The organism is Mycolicibacter sp. MU0083 (assembly GCF_963378075.1).
Lineage (GTDB): Bacteria > Actinomycetota > Actinomycetes > Mycobacteriales > Mycobacteriaceae > Mycobacterium > Mycobacterium kokjensenii.
On record NZ_OY726394.1, the window covers coordinates 328,208 to 341,571 of the forward strand.

The 13,364-nt window shown below is 68.7% G+C and carries 15 protein-coding genes and 1 pseudogene; 6 read left to right on the forward strand and 10 right to left on the reverse strand.

Annotated features, from left to right (window positions below):
• Positions 1-10: 10 nt before the first annotated feature.
• The 5 genes and pseudogenes from RCP38_RS01565 to RCP38_RS01585 all read right to left on the reverse strand — a co-directional run bounded on the left by RCP38_RS01565 (position 11) and on the right by RCP38_RS01585 (position 3,580).
• Positions 11-865: an SDR family oxidoreductase gene (locus RCP38_RS01565; RefSeq protein ID WP_308474958.1), complete on the reverse strand. Its 855-nt coding sequence runs from the start codon at positions 863-865 to the stop codon at positions 11-13.
• A gap of 54 nt (positions 866-919) precedes the next feature.
• Positions 920-1,681, reverse strand: coding sequence for an isocitrate lyase/PEP mutase family protein (locus RCP38_RS01570; RefSeq protein WP_308477466.1), 762 nt, complete (start codon positions 1,679-1,681; stop codon positions 920-922).
• A gap of 93 nt (positions 1,682-1,774) precedes the next feature.
• A pseudogene (locus RCP38_RS01575) lies at positions 1,775-2,152 on the reverse strand (arsenate reductase ArsC); the annotation flags it as partial.
• Positions 2,149-3,201 (reverse strand): ACR3 family arsenite efflux transporter, encoded by a 1,053-nt coding sequence (gene arsB, locus RCP38_RS01580; protein WP_308474959.1) that lies wholly within the window; start codon positions 3,199-3,201, stop codon positions 2,149-2,151. The gene arsB and the pseudogene RCP38_RS01575, both read right to left, overlap by 4 nt.
• Complete coding sequence (locus RCP38_RS01585; RefSeq protein WP_308474961.1) at positions 3,194-3,580, reverse strand: ArsI/CadI family heavy metal resistance metalloenzyme; 387 nt, start codon at positions 3,578-3,580, stop codon at positions 3,194-3,196. The genes arsB and RCP38_RS01585 overlap by 8 nt, the downstream gene beginning before the upstream one ends.
• A gap of 101 nt (positions 3,581-3,681) precedes the next feature.
• On the opposite strand from RCP38_RS01585, the gene RCP38_RS01590 reads away from it, so the two are divergent.
• On the forward strand, positions 3,682-4,041 hold the full coding sequence (locus RCP38_RS01590; RefSeq protein WP_308474962.1) for an Rv2640c family ArsR-like transcriptional regulator: 360 nt from the start codon (positions 3,682-3,684) through the stop codon (positions 4,039-4,041).
• Between the two features lie 2 nt (positions 4,042-4,043).
• Here RCP38_RS01590 and RCP38_RS01595 read toward each other — a convergent pair whose 3' ends face one another.
• Positions 4,044-5,228, reverse strand: a complete 1,185-nt coding sequence (locus RCP38_RS01595; protein WP_308474963.1) for an acyl-CoA dehydrogenase family protein — start codon at positions 5,226-5,228, stop codon at positions 4,044-4,046.
• Between the two features lie 463 nt (positions 5,229-5,691).
• On the opposite strand from RCP38_RS01595, the gene RCP38_RS01600 reads away from it, so the two are divergent.
• Complete coding sequence (locus RCP38_RS01600) at positions 5,692-6,213, forward strand: hypothetical protein (RefSeq protein WP_308474964.1); 522 nt, start codon at positions 5,692-5,694, stop codon at positions 6,211-6,213.
• Positions 6,214-6,246: 33 nt separating this feature from the next.
• Entirely contained in the window at positions 6,247-7,359 is a 1,113-nt protein-coding gene (locus RCP38_RS01605) for an alkaline phosphatase family protein (RefSeq protein ID WP_308474966.1), read from the forward strand.
• 64 nt (positions 7,360-7,423) lie between these two features.
• Here RCP38_RS01605 and RCP38_RS01610 read toward each other — a convergent pair whose 3' ends face one another.
• Entirely contained in the window at positions 7,424-8,920 is a 1,497-nt protein-coding gene (locus RCP38_RS01610) for a potassium/proton antiporter (protein WP_308474967.1), read from the reverse strand.
• A 158-nt stretch (positions 8,921-9,078) separates the two neighbouring features.
• On the opposite strand from RCP38_RS01610, the gene RCP38_RS01615 reads away from it, so the two are divergent.
• Together RCP38_RS01615 and RCP38_RS01620 are read left to right on the forward strand one after the other, a co-directional pair.
• Entirely contained in the window at positions 9,079-9,759 is a 681-nt protein-coding gene (locus RCP38_RS01615) for a potassium channel family protein (RefSeq protein ID WP_308474969.1), read from the forward strand.
• Between the two features lie 25 nt (positions 9,760-9,784).
• On the forward strand, positions 9,785-10,729 hold the full coding sequence (locus RCP38_RS01620; protein WP_308474970.1) for an SAM-dependent methyltransferase: 945 nt from the start codon (positions 9,785-9,787) through the stop codon (positions 10,727-10,729).
• On the opposite strand, the gene RCP38_RS01625 is transcribed toward RCP38_RS01620, so the two are convergent.
• Both RCP38_RS01625 and RCP38_RS01630 read right to left on the reverse strand, forming a co-directional pair.
• A complete protein-coding gene (locus tag RCP38_RS01625) occupies positions 10,690-10,872 on the reverse strand; it encodes a hypothetical protein (protein WP_308474972.1) in 183 nt (60 codons plus the stop codon). The genes RCP38_RS01620 and RCP38_RS01625 overlap by 40 nt on opposite strands.
• 240 nt (positions 10,873-11,112) lie before the next feature.
• On the reverse strand, positions 11,113-11,868 hold the full coding sequence (locus tag RCP38_RS01630) for an MBL fold metallo-hydrolase (RefSeq protein WP_308474974.1): 756 nt from the start codon (positions 11,866-11,868) through the stop codon (positions 11,113-11,115).
• Between the two features lie 43 nt (positions 11,869-11,911).
• Here RCP38_RS01630 and fgd point away from each other — a divergent pair, with 43 nt between their 5' ends.
• The gene (gene fgd, locus RCP38_RS01635; protein WP_308474975.1) at positions 11,912-12,922 is read left to right on the forward strand and encodes a glucose-6-phosphate dehydrogenase (coenzyme-F420); all 1,011 of its coding nucleotides are present in this window, start codon (positions 11,912-11,914) and stop codon (positions 12,920-12,922) included.
• Between the two features lie 6 nt (positions 12,923-12,928).
• On the opposite strand, the gene RCP38_RS01640 is transcribed toward fgd, so the two are convergent.
• Positions 12,929-13,363, reverse strand: coding sequence for a cupin domain-containing protein (locus tag RCP38_RS01640; protein WP_308474977.1), 435 nt, complete (start codon positions 13,361-13,363; stop codon positions 12,929-12,931).
• Between the last annotated feature and the right edge of the window lies 1 nt (position 13,364).

Below are 13,364 nucleotides of genomic sequence, written 5' to 3' on the forward strand. Positions count from 1 at the left end.
TTCCCGGGTCTCAGTCGTCCTCGACGACGCCGGTGGCGTGCTGGGCGCGGTCCTCGTAGGCCTGGCGGGCCGCGGCGTCGAACTGCAGGAACACCGTGTCGTTGCTGGTCTTCTTGTTGAGCCAACGCCGGCCGCCGTCGGGCAGCAGGCTCAACAGCATGGCGCTGCGCCGGCCGAAACCGGGTACCGACACCAGGGTCTTGGGCTTGTCGAGCACCTTGACCACCGCGGCCGCGACGTCTTCGGGTTCCACCGGTTTCTGCGCGGCCGACGGGTGGGTGCCGGAGATCAGTTCGGTGTTGGTGAACGTCGGCAGCACGCCGCTGATCGTGACGCCCTGCGGGGCGAACTCGTCGGCCAGGGCGGTGGTCAGGCCCACCACGGCGAACTTGGTTCCGGCGTAGAGCGCCTGGCCCGGTACCGCCACGATGCCGGCCATCGAGGCGATGTTGACGATCCGGCCGCTGCGGCGTTTGACCATCTCCGGCAGCACCAGTTGGCAGCCGTTGATCACGCCGTAGAAGTTGACCTCGGTCGCCGAGCGGATGGTCTGCGGCGTCTGGTCCAGGAACGGCCCGACCGGCATGACACCGGCATTGTTGATCAGCACGTCGATGTGGCCGTCGCCGTCGGCGCGGGCCTTGTCCAGGAACGTCGCGAACGATTCGCGGTCGGTGACGTCGAGCGGATGACCGCTGACCTGACCGCGCGACGACAACTGCTTGACCGCCGCGTCGAGAACATGGACCTCCCGGTCGCCGATCACGACCCGGGCGCCCCGCGCCAGCAGTGCGGTGGCGGTCGCCAGCCCGATTCCACGGGCGGCGCCGGTGATAGCGATGGTTTTGCCGCGAATGTTGTCCACGCCGACGAACTTAACAGGCGTCAAGTTTGCCTGTCGATGGTCCGGGGCGACGGATCAGCGCCAGCGGCCCAGGATCTCGGCGGCGTGCTTACCCAGCGCGGCCTGCAACAGCGGCCCGAAGCTGATCCGTGCGATACCGAGCGGGCCGTAGGAGGCCGGGTCCGCGGTGTCGGGCGCCGCCAGCGCGTTGACCGGCTTGGGCAGCGCCGCGGCAAGGGTCCGCAGGGTCTCCGCGTCGTGGAAACCGACCGGATAGAGCACGTCGGCACCGGCCTGCGCGCACGCGGTCAACCGTGCGATGGCGCGGTCGATCCGGTCGGAGTCGTCGCCGTCGTTACGCATGAACAGGTCGGTGCGGGCGTTGATCACCAGGTGGGTGCCCGCGGAATCGGCGGCGGCCCGCAGTGCGGCCACGTAGTCGGCGTGCTCGGATTGCGAACGCAGGCGCTTGTCCTCGCTGTGCACCGTGTCTTCGATGTTGCAGCCGACCACGCCGGCGTTGAGCAGCGCCTCGACCAGGGTGGTCGGGGATTGGGCGTAGCCGGATTCGATGTCGAGGGAGACCGGGACGTCGACGGCCGCGGTGATCAGCCGGGTCCGTTCCAGCGTCTCGGTGAACGACATCCCCTCACCGTCGTTACGGCCCATCGACAGTGCGACGGGTTTACTGCCGACCGTCAGTGCGGCGAATCCGACGTCGACGGCCAGTTTCGCCGACCAGACGTCCCACACGGTCGGCGCGACCACCGGATTGCCCGGTTGGTGCATCGCCAGGAAAGCTGCTGCCCGCTGTCCGAGAACCTCGTTATCCGTCATTTCTACAACCATTCCATGTGTTAAATGTCCCGACGTCGGCGGGGTCGGTTTTCCGGGGAGACCGGGCGCCAGTTCGGCGATGAGCGCGCGGACACGTTCGGCGATCTCGTCACGCACGGCGCGCACGATGTCCGGGGGCCGGCCCGCGGGATCGTCGAGGGGCCAGTCGCGGTAACTCACACCCGGGAAGTGCGGGCAGGTGTCGCCGCAGCCCATGGTGATGACGACGTCGCTGCGCGCGACGGTACCGGCGGTGAGCACCTTCGGGGTCTGTTCGGTGATGTCGATGCCGAGTTCGGCCATCACGGCGACGGCCGCGGGATTGATCTCCGCGGCGGGTTCGGTGCCCGCCGAACGGACGTCGATGCGGTCACCGGCGAAGTGGCGCAGCAGCGCGGCGGCCATCTGCGACCGGCCGGCGTTGTGCACGCAGACGAACAGCACACTGGGCGTGGCGCCGGCGACGGTCATGGCCGGCGGAAGCGGGGACGCAGCGCCAGGGCGGCGTAGACCAGCCCGACCAGGACCGGGACTTCGATCAACGGGCCGACCACGCCGGCCAGGGCCTGTCCGCTGGTGGCTCCCCAGGTGGCGATCGCCACGGCGATGGCGAGCTCGAAGTTGTTGCCCGCGGCGGTGAACGCCAGCGTGCTGGTGCGCGCGTATCCCAGCCCGAGCAGGGCGCCGAGGGCGGTGCCGCCACCCCACATGATCGCGAAGTAGGCCAGCAACGGCAGCGCGATCCGGGCAACGTCGACGGGTTGATGGGTGATCCGATCACCCTGCAGGGCGAACAGGATCACGATCGTGAACAGCAGCCCGTACAACGCCCAGGGGCCGATCCGCGGCAGGAACCGGGTCTCGTACCAGTCCCGACCGCGGGTCTGCTCGCCGAGACGGCGACTGGCGTACCCGGCGGCCAGCGGGATGCCGAGGAAGATCAGCACGGATTTGGCGATCTGCCCGGGTGAGACCTCGATGCTGGTCTGCGCCAGGCCGAGCCACCCGGGCAGCACCGACAGGTAGAACCAGCCCAATGCGGCGAACATGACGATCTGGAAGAGCGAGTTCAGCGCCACCAGCACGGCGGCGGCCTCGCGGTCGCCGCAGGCCAGGTCGTTCCAGATGATCACCATCGCGATGCAGCGGGCCAACCCGACCACGATCAGCCCGGTGCGGTATTCGGGCAGATCGGCCAGCGACAGCCAGGCCAGCGCGAACATCAGCGCCGGGCCCAGGATCCAGTTCAGCAGCAACGAGGACAGCAACAGCCGGCGGTCGCCGGTGACGGTGTCCAGCCGGTCGTAGCGGACCTTCGCCAGCACCGGATACATCATCACCAGCAGCCCGACGGCGATCGGCAGCGAGATCCCGTCGATCTGCACCGCGCCGAGGCCGGAGCCCAGGCCCGGGGCGACGCGGCCCAGCGCCAGGCCGGCGACCATGGCCAGCCCGATCCAGAGCGGCAGCAGCCGGTCGAGGGTGGACAAGCGCGGAGTGGCGGATGTGGTGTCAGTCATCGGAGCCGAAGGTATCGGTGTCGGCGAGCTTGGTGTAGATCTCCCAGCGTTCCCCGTCGGGGCCGCGGACCCAGATCTTGTCCTGCTCGGCGAAGCAGCAGGTGGTGTCGAACTCGGCTTCGGTGGGCATTCCGGCTCCGGTGAGGCGCTCGGATTCGGCCGTCACGGCCTCGGTGGCGGGAACCTCGATGCCGAGGTGGTTGAGAGAGCCGCCGGCTCCGGGGTTTTCGAACAGCACCAGCTTCAGTGGCGGGTCGACGATCGCAAAGTTGGCGTAACCCGGTTTGGTTTTGTCGGGTGCGGTGTCGAAGAGGGTGGAGTAGAACGCGATCGCGGCGTCGAGGTCGTCGACGTTGAGTGCGAGTTGGATGCGTGACATGACAATCCCCCGGGGGGTGCGACATATATCGAACTATTTGGACGACGCAAGCATGCACCTTGATTTCGATATATGTCAATGTTTTGTGGCAGGATGGGGTGATGCCCAAGGCGTTGCCGGTGATCGACATGACCGCCCCGGTGTGCTGTGCGCCGGTGGCATCGGGGCCGATGAGCGATGCCGATGCGTTGGCGGTTGCCCTGCGGCTCAAAGCGTTAGCGGATCCGGCGCGGGTCAAGATCGTGTCCTACCTGTTCAGCTCGAGTACAGGTGGGGAGATCTCGGGGGATTTGGCCGCGGTGCTGCAGCTGAGCGAATCGACGGTGAGTCACCATCTGACCCAACTGCGTAAGGCGGGGCTGGTGGTATCGGAGCGGCGCGGGACGACCATGTTCCACCGGGTGCGCCCGGAGGCGCTGCAGGCCTTGTGTGCGGCCCTGGATCCCAACTGCTGCGCCTGAACTCAGCGGAATGCGCCGATGCCGGTGAACGCCTGACCGAGCACCAACTGGTGCATCTCGGGGGTGCCCTCGTAGGTCAGCACCGACTCCAGGTTGACCATGTGCCGGATCACCGGATATTCCAGCGATATCCCGTTGCCGCCCAGGATGGTTCGCGCCGTTCGGCAGATCTCCAGGGCGCTGCGGGTGTTGTTGAGCTTACCGAAGCTGACCTGCTCGGGACGTAACCCGGCGGTGTCCTTGAGCCGGCCCAGATGCAGCGAGAGCAACTGTCCCTTGTGCAGTTCGACGGCCATGTCGACCAGCTTGGCCTGGGTGAGCTGGAACCCGGCGATCGGCTTGCCGAACTGGGTGCGCGCGGTGGCGTAGTCGCGGGCGGCCAGCCACGCCGACCGCGCCGCACCCATTGCGCCCCAGATGATTCCGTAACGCGCCTCGGACAGGCTGGCCAGTGCGCCCTTGACGCCGCGGGCCTTCGGCAGCAGCGCCTCGGCGGGCAGTCGCACATCGTCGAGCACCAGTTCGCTGGTGATCGAGGCGCGCAGTGACAGCTTGTGGTGAATCGTGTTCGCGGTGAAGCCGGGGGTGCCGGTGGGCACGATGAACCCGCGGATGCCCTCATCGGTGGCTGCCCACACCACCGCCACATCGGCGATGGAGCCGTTGGTGATCCACATCTTGCGGCCATTGAGAATCCAGTCGGATCCGTCGCGGCGGGCCCGGGTGGTCATGGCCGCAGGGTCGGAGCCCACATCGGGCTCGGTCAGCCCGAAGCAGCCGATCAGCTCACCGGCGGCCATCCCCGGCAGCCACTGCTGCTTCTGTTCCTCGGACCCGTTGTTGTAGATCGAATACATCGCCAGTGAACCCTGCACGCTCACCAGCGAGCGGATGCCGGAGTCGGCGGCCTCCAGCTCGGTACAGGCCAGCCCGTAGTGCACCGCCGACGCACCGCTGCAGCCGTACCCCTGCAGGTGCATGCCCAGCAGGCCGAGCCGGCCGAACTCCCGGGCCAGTTCGCGGGCCGGCAGGTCGCCGATCTCGAACCATTCGCCGAGGTGCGGTTGTACGTGCTCGGCACAGAACCGAGCGACGGTGTCGCGCAGTGCGATTTCGTCGTCGGAGAGCAGGGTGTCCAGGCTCAGCGGATCGATCGGGTCGAAGGACGCGGTGCTGCCGGTTGCCATCCGTTCATCCTGCCACCCGGACGGCGGCCCGGAACCGGTCAGTTGGCGGGTGCGCCCGGGGTTCCGTCGGTGCCGCCGGCAGAGCCGAGTGCTGGCAACGCCTATTACTCGGCCTGATTTTTTATGTCGACGCCGGCGGTTATTCGGCGGAAATCGTCGGCGGCGAGGAGTTTTAAGGATGCAATTAAATTATTCGCCGTGATTTTTAACCCGATCCATTGTGACGCCCGTCTCAATTATCTGCGCTACCTGGGGAAACGTCGGAATATCGACGGCCGGGGTCCGGCTGGAGGACGGCAGATGAACGGATTTTGAACATTGCCGTTTCGGCCTTTTCCGGGTCGTCCGATCGGGCGGAATTCGGCTACGTTCGTGCTCTGCCGAGCGGAGCGTCGTTCGGCGTGATCAGCGTGGAAGGACTCGGCAGATGAGTGGTCGCCGTCGTGGCGGTTCGGGTAGGGGCGTGGCTGCAGCGGTTCTGGCGCTGAGCTGCTGCCTGCTGTCCGCGCCCGCCGCGAACGCCGACTTCGACGACCTGTTCGACATCGTCTTCGGTGCGGCCGGCGGCGTCGACGTCGACCCGGGCGACCTTCCGCTGGACCCGGGCGGTTTCGACGTCTCGCAGGTGCTGCAGGATCCGCTGGCGCAACTCGACCAGCTGTTCCACGACGCCCCCGGAGAACCGGATGCGGGATCAGCGGCCGATCCCGGACCGGGCGATCACACCGGTTCCGACTCCGACGGCGAGGCCACCCCGCCCGCGGACAACACCGGGGCCCCGTCGGGATCGCCGCGCCACGACGGGAACTCCGAGAACTCCAACGGCACCTCCAACTTCCCCAAGATGCCCGGTGGCGGCGGCAGCGGTGGCGGTGGCAACGGCGGTGGTTCGGGGTCTCCCGCCAACAACGCCAAGAAGGCGAACGCCGCAGCTACCAAGCCCGCGGCGGACCTGCCGAAGGCCGACGGCGTAGGCGCCGGATAGCGTCGTCGCCGGGCCTGCTGGCAGGCTGAAGCGATGCCCGGTTCGATCAGTGACATCCTGCCGTCCGCGGCCGCGCTGCTCGGGTTTCCGGGTGCCGCCGACCCGCTCGGTCTGCGTGACCGCATCGGCGAGGTACCACGGGTGGCGGTGGTCTTGCTAGACGGGCTGGGCTATCACCTGTTGCCGGAGTTGACTCAGGATGCACCGCTGCTGGCATCGGTACTGGCCGGTGACACCGGCGAATTGGCCGAGCTGTCCTGCACCTTCCCCTCCACCACGCCGACCAGCCTGGTCTCCCTGGGCACCGGTGCGGCGCCGGGGGAGCACGGTGTTCTCGGCTTCACCGTCAACGTGCCCGGCACCGATCGGGTGCTGACGCACATCTTCTGGGGAGACGACCCCGCGCCGACGGCCTGGCAGCCGGTCCCCACCTGGTTCCAGCGACTGCGCGCCGCCGGAGTGGACTCCCGGGCGGTGCTGCCGGAGCTGTTCATCGGCAGCGGATTGACCGAATCCGCTTATCGGGGGGCCGAATTCCTGTCGGTGGCCCGCGGTGAGGACTACGGGCAGCGGTTGGCCGCCGAGTTGGCATCGCCCGGCCTGGTCTACGGCTACACCGCGGCACTGGACCATGCCGCGCACGTCTCGGGGATCGGTTCCGAGCATTGGCATGCGGCGGCCACCAAAGTCGATGCGCTGCTGCGGCAGCTCGTCGACGCACTGCCCGATGACGCGGTGCTCCTGGTCACCGCCGACCACGGCGGGTTGAACGTACCGGAGTCCGCGCGTATCGATCTGGACGCCGACCCGGTGCTGGCGGCCGGCATCCGGGTCGTCGCCGGCGAGCCGCGGGTCCGCTATCTGCACACCGAACCCGGTGCCACCGCCGATGTGCTGGCTGCCTGGACCGAACGGCTGGCCGGGCGGGCGCTGGTGCAGAGCCGTGAGCAAGCGGTGGCCTCCGGGGTATTCGGGCCGATGCGCGACGACCACCTGGCGCGCATCGGCGACGTCGTGGTCACCTGCACCGGGGATACCGCGATCCTGGCGACCGCCCACGAGCCGCCGCAGACGGCGCAGCTGGTGGGCTTCCACGGCGGGCTGACACCGGTCGAGACCGCCATCCCGCTCATTACCCTGCGTTGACTCTGAACTCAGGGCGCGGCCTACTCGCACTTTCCCGCCCTGGTCGCAGAGTCAACGGGGAGGGTTACTCCGACTCGCCGTACTCGTCGAACCAGTGCGCCAGCTTGCCGCGCCGGCTGACCGCCCGCAGTCGGCGTTCGGCCGCCAGCCGGGTCTTGCTGGTGGTGACGATCAGCAGTTCGTCGCCGGCGGTGATGCGGGTATCGGGCTGCGGCACAAAGGTGTGCCCCTTGCGGATGATCAAGGTGATGACGCTGGGGTCGGGCAGTCGCAGTTCGAGCACCGAGACGTTGTGCAGCTTCGACTCGGGCTGCACCGTCATGGTGAGCAGTTCGGCCTCCAGGACGTCCAGCGGTGCCGCCTCCACCTGGATCTCACGGGTGGTGTCGCGCGGAATCAGCCGCAGCCAGTGCGCGAACAGGCCCAGGCTGGGGCCCTGCACCACGGTGTAGACCACCACCAGGATGAACACGATGTTGAGCAGGCGCTCGGACTGCGGCACATGCTCGACGATCGGGAAGGTCGCCAGCACGATGGGGACCGCGCCGCGCAGGCCGGCCCAGGACAGGAAGACCTGTTCCCGCCAGGGCACCCGGAACCAGACCAGCGAGGCGACCACCGACAGCGGACGGCTCAGCAGCAGCAGCACCGCGCCGATGACCAGTGCCGGAACCAGTTCCCCCGCCAGCTGGCTCGGGCTCACCAACAGGCCGAGCAACACGAACAGGCCGATCTGCGCCAGCCAGCCCAGCCCCTCGGCAAACGACCGGATGGCCGCCCGGTGCGGCAGCCCGGAGTTCGCCAGCACCACCCCGGACAGGTAGGCGGCGATGAATCCGCTGGCGTGCAGCGAGGACGCGGCGGCGAACGCCACCATCGCCAGGCCGAAGGTCGCCAGCGGGTAGAGGCCCGATGCCGGCAGTGCCGCCCGACGCAGCATCATCGCCCCGAACACCCCGGCGAGCAGACCGATCGCCGAGCCGCCCACCAACTCGTAGACCACGCTGCCGATCGCGTGGACCGGGTCGATCGCCAGTGGGGTGGTGCTGAGCATCAGCACCACGATCGCCGCGGGGGCGTCGTTGAAGCCGGACTCCGCCTCCAGCAGGCCGGCCACCCGCCGGGGCAGCGGCAGCACCCGCAGAATCGAGAACACCGCCGCGGCATCGGTGGGCGAGACGATCGCACCCAGCAGGAACGCCAACTGCCAGCTGATCCCCAGCAGCAGGTGCGCGGCCACCGCGATCACCGCCATGCTGACCACCACGCCGACGGTGGCCAACACCGCTGCCGGCGCGAGCAGTCGACGGATGTTGGCGAACTTCGTGGTCAGACCGCCCTCGACCAGGATCACCGCCAGGGCGGTGGTGCCCAGATCGCTGGCCAACTGCACGTCGGAGAAGTCCAGGCCCAGCCCGTCGTTGCCGATCGCGACCCCGACGAGCAGGAACAGCAGCAGGCTGGGCAATCCGACCCGATCGGCCGCGCGGGTGGCGATGATGCTCGCGAGCAGAACCAGGCCCCCGATCAGCAGGGCCAGGTAGAGCTGCTCCAGCGTCAATCTGATCCCCGTTCGGGCAGGCGGTGGTGGTCGGACCCGTCCGTGTGATTCGCTCAGGTTCAGCGGGTTCGTGTTAGCTATCAGTAAATCAGGAGCCGCCGCCGCGGCTGTGGTACACCCGGAGCAGTTCGGTAACCGCGGGGATGAGGGGAGCCATCATGCGCATCGGGATCGCCGGTGCCGGCGCGGTGGGGCGGTCGGTCGCACGCGAACTGATCGGCGACGGCCACCGGGTGCTGTTGATCGAACGTAACCCGGCGCATTACCAGCCGCAGAGCGTGCCGGAGGCCGAATGGCTGCTGGCCGACGCCTGTGAGCTCAGCGCGCTGCAGGAATGCGGCATCGAGATGTGCGACGTGGTGATCGCGGCGACCGGTGACGACAAGGCCAACCTGGCGACCGCGCTGTTGGCCAAGGCCGAGTTCGGGGTGGCTCGGGTGGTGGCGCGGGTCAACAACGCGCGCAACGAGCGACTGTTCACCGAGGGCTGGGGTATCGACGTGGCGGTCTCCACGCCGCGCGCGATGGTGGCCGCGGTCGAGGGCGCCATCGACGTCGGGCACCTGGTGCCGGTGATGGGACTGCGGCGCGGCCAGGTCAGCCTGACCAAACTGACCCTGCCGGAAGACAATCCGCTGATCGGCCGGAAGGTCTGCGACGTCGAATTGCCCGACGGTGCGGCACTGATCGCCGTACAGCGCGGCGACCGGGTCATCCTGCCCCGCGCCGAAGAGGCCCTGCAGGCCGGCGACGAGATGCTGTTCGCCACCGCCAGCGGGATCGAGGACGAGATTCGGGCGGTGGTGCAGGGCGTGCCCTCCGGTCGGAGGACGCACTGATGCGGCGCCATCGCGCCGGCGAGCGATGAGCACGGCGCCCCACGACCGAGACGACGCCGGGAGCCTGGCCTCCGGTGCCGGGGTGATGGCCACCGTACTGGCGGCGGCTCGGGCCGCCGCGGCGTCCCGCGGACTCGTCAGCGACCCGTTCGCGGCTCCGCTGGTGCACAAGGTCGGCCTGGACTTCTGCATCCGGTTGGCCGACGGCGACCTCGACATCAGCCGCCTCGGCAGCGACGGGGGATTCCCCCGGCTGGCCGAGTTCGCTGCGGCGCGCACCAACTTCTTCGACGCCTTCTGCACCGACGCCGCCCGCTGCGGTATCCGTCAGGTGGTGATCCTGGGCGCGGGGCTCGACACCCGGGCCTACCGGCTGTGGTGGCCCGGCGGCACCACCGTCTATGAGGTCGACCATCCGCACGTGGTGGATTTCAAGACCGCCACCATGCGGGACTGGGGTGTTCCGCCGAGCACCGACCGGCGGGCGGTGGGCGTGGACCTACGCGGCGACTGGCCGACGGCGCTACGGCGGGTCGGCTTCGATTCCGCGGCGCCCACCGCATGGATCATCGAAGCTCTGCTGGTCTGGTATGTCCCGTCGGAGGCACAGAACAGGCTGCTGGACGGGGTCACCGCGCTCAGCGCGCCGGGCAGCCGGTTGGCCGCCGACCATGCGGTACCGCCGAGCCGGCCCCAGGCCGTGCATCACGAATCACTGGTCGAACGCTGGCGGCGGCGCGGGCTGAGCCTGACCGGGCCGGGGCCGGTCTATACCGGCGAGCACACCGACGTGGTGTGGCATCTGTCCGAGAGCGGCTGGCACACCACGCAATCCGGTATCGCCGAATTGTTCGCCGCGGCCCGGCTACCGGGACTGTCCGAGCGTGAACTCGACGGTGCGCCGGCGGCCATCCGCTACCTGGCCGCGGTTCAGGCGACGGCCAACTCGGGCGGTTGCGCCGGCGGCTGAATCCGTCGACCGCTGATCGGGGTGAGGCTGTCGCGGGTGGCCGGGACGGCCGGTGGGACGATGAGCGTGGCCGCGGTTCCACCCAGGAGTCCGGCACCGAAGCCCAGCTGCTTGAGCATGGTCAGGCCGTGGATCTTCGGCATGGTCGGCTCCTTCCGGGTGTGGGGGATCAGATCTTGTCTCCCGTCTGCCGCTCAAGCTACGCGCGGCGCTTCAGAGCGCCCTGTGACCTGGGTGGAGGCTTTATTCGGCGCACAGAAACCGATTTTGCAGATACGGTCATATAGCACAGATAGATCCGCAAACGCGGATATCGCGGGTAAGGCGGCTCTTAAACTGCCTGGTCGTCTTTTATCGGAATGTGACCTAAGGAGTTTCTGGCACTACCGGGCCCGGGCTCGGCGCGCCGCCGCTTCGGCCGCCTCCCTGATCGGACCGCGCCAGACCTCGCCGTGACCGGGCGCCAGGATCTCGGTCTCCAGCAACGCCAGGGCCCGCAGGCTGCGGATGCTGTCGGCCTGGCTGTGGCTGAACACCGCCGGCAACAACTGCGGTCCGGTGTGGGCCAGCACCGGGTGGCCGGTGATCAGCGCGTCGCCGCTGGCCAGCACCCCGTCGACCAGGTAGGAGCAGTGGCCGCGGGTGTGACCGGGGGTCGGGATGGCGACCGGCCGCCCGGGCAGGCCCGCGGCGATCTCGCCGGTCAGGGCCTGCACGGACGGGATACCCTCGCGGTTCAGGCCGCCGCTGCGCAGCACGTGCACGCCCCACAGCGCCCAACTCGGCCGCCACAGCCGCGGTGCCAGGGCCAGCGGCGAGGCCTGCTCCAGGTACTCGCGTTTGGCGTGCCCCACCTCGTCGGCGTGGCAGTAGATCGGCGTGCGGTGCGCCTTCGCCAACCAGATGGCCGCACCGAAGTGGTCGACGTGGGCATGGGTGAGCAGCACCGCGCGCACATCGGCCGCCTGAAAACCCAGCGCGCCCAGCGACGCCAGCACATCGGCGCGGTCGCCGGGGTAACCGGCGTCGATCAGCATCACCCCGGTGTCGTCGGTGACCAGCAGCCAGTTGACCGCTTCACCCCGGGCCAGATACACCCGCTCGGTCACCGGAACCAGTTCCACCGGCCTGTCACCCATGCCCGTGAGTCTAGGAAGACGGCGGGAGAGTAGAAAAGGTGGAATGGCGCAACTGAAACTCGGGTACAAGGCATCGGCGGAGCAGTTCGGACCGCGGGAACTGGTGGAACTCGGCGTCGCGGCCGAGGCGCACGGCATGGACAGCGCCACCGTCAGCGACCACTTCCAACCGTGGCGTCACGAGGGCGGACACGCACCGTTCTCGCTGGCCTGGATGACCGCCGTCGGCGAGCGCACCAACAGGATTCAGCTCGGCACCTCCGTGCTCACCCCGACGTTCCGCTACAACCCCGCCGTGATCGCACAGGCCTTCGCGACCATGAGCTGCCTGTACCCCGACCGGATCTTCCTGGGCGTGGGCAGCGGTGAAGCCCTCAACGAGATCGCCACCGGCTTCACCGGCGACTGGCCCGAGTTCAAAGAGCGGTTCGGTCGGCTGCGGGAGTCGGTGCGGCTGATGCGTGAACTGTGGCGCGGCGACCGGGTCGACTTCGACGGCGACTACTACAAACTCAAGGGCGCCTCGATCTACGACGTCCCGGAGTCCGGCGTCCCGGTCTACATCGCGGCCGGGGGTCCGGCGGTGGCCAAGTACGCCGGCCGGGTGGGTGACGGCTTCATCTGCACCTCCGGCAAGGGGGCGGAACTCTACACCGAGAAGCTGATGCCGGCCGTGCTGGAAGGGGCCGCACTGGCCGAGCGCGACGCCGCCGGCATCGACAAGATGATCGAGATCAAGATCTCCTACGACCCGGATCCCGAGCTGGCGTTGAACAACACCCGGTTCTGGGCGCCGCTGTCGCTGACCGCCGAGCAGAAGCACTCCATCGATGACCCGATCGAGATGGAGAAGGCCGCCGACGCGCTGCCGATCGAGCAGATCGCCAAGCGCTGGATCGTCGCCTCCGATCCCGACGAAGCGGTCGAACAGGTCGGCCAGTACGTGAAGTGGGGCCTGAACCACCTGGTGTTCCACGCCCCCGGCCACGACCAGCGGCGCTTCCTGGAGTTGTTCGCCAGCGATCTGGAACCGCGGCTGCGCCGGCTGGGCTGAGCCGGTTCAGACGTAGCCGCAGCCGGGATCGGCGGCGTCGTAGGAGAGCGGGGCGTCGATCGGCAGCAGATAGACGCCCTGCATCACCACCGGTGTGGCACCCAGATTGCGGCCGATGTGCACATCGTCGGGCCCGCCGGGCTCGGTGATCGGATCGCCGGGACCGTAGACGCCGTCCAGGCTGCAGTCGGCGCGTTGGTGGGTCAGCGTGCCCTGCCGGACCACGCCGAACACCGTGCCGGCATGCCAATGCCAGCCGGTGCTGCCGCCCGGCGCGATGGTGATCTCGCGCAGCAGATAGGCACGGCCGTCGACCGTGGTCTGCGACAACGTCACCGCGTCGACGCCGTAGTTCGGGGTGGCGGCGGCCACCGGTACCGATGCCGACGCGGCGACCAACGCCGCGGACAGCGCCGCCGTACGGCGGTAGGGGATGCGCACG

Bases quoted from the DNA above. Each gene is read 5' to 3' on its own strand.
- RCP38_RS01595 (WP_308474963.1), bottom strand. From the start codon at position 5,228: ATGGCAACCGGCAGCACCGCGTCCTTCGACCCGATCGATCCGCTGAGC.
- fgd (WP_308474975.1), top strand. From the start codon at position 11,912: ATGGCGCAACTGAAACTCGGGTACAAGGCATCGGCGGAGCAGTTCGGA.
- RCP38_RS01615 (WP_308474969.1), top strand. From the start codon at position 9,079: ATGCGCATCGGGATCGCCGGTGCCGGCGCGGTGGGGCGGTCGGTCGCA.
- RCP38_RS01590 (WP_308474962.1), top strand. From the start codon at position 3,682: ATGCCCAAGGCGTTGCCGGTGATCGACATGACCGCCCCGGTGTGCTGT.
- RCP38_RS01630 (WP_308474974.1), bottom strand. From the start codon at position 11,868: ATGGGTGACAGGCCGGTGGAACTGGTTCCGGTGACCGAGCGGGTGTAT.
- RCP38_RS01620 (WP_308474970.1), top strand. From the start codon at position 9,785: ATGAGCACGGCGCCCCACGACCGAGACGACGCCGGGAGCCTGGCCTCC.
- RCP38_RS01605 (WP_308474966.1), top strand. From the start codon at position 6,247: ATGCCCGGTTCGATCAGTGACATCCTGCCGTCCGCGGCCGCGCTGCTC.
- arsB (WP_308474959.1), bottom strand. From the start codon at position 3,201: ATGACTGACACCACATCCGCCACTCCGCGCTTGTCCACCCTCGACCGG.
- RCP38_RS01585 (WP_308474961.1), bottom strand. From the start codon at position 3,580: ATGTCACGCATCCAACTCGCACTCAACGTCGACGACCTCGACGCCGCG.
- RCP38_RS01570 (WP_308477466.1), bottom strand. From the start codon at position 1,681: ATGACGGATAACGAGGTTCTCGGACAGCGGGCAGCAGCTTTCCTGGCG.
- RCP38_RS01625 (WP_308474972.1), bottom strand. From the start codon at position 10,872: ATGCCGAAGATCCACGGCCTGACCATGCTCAAGCAGCTGGGCTTCGGT.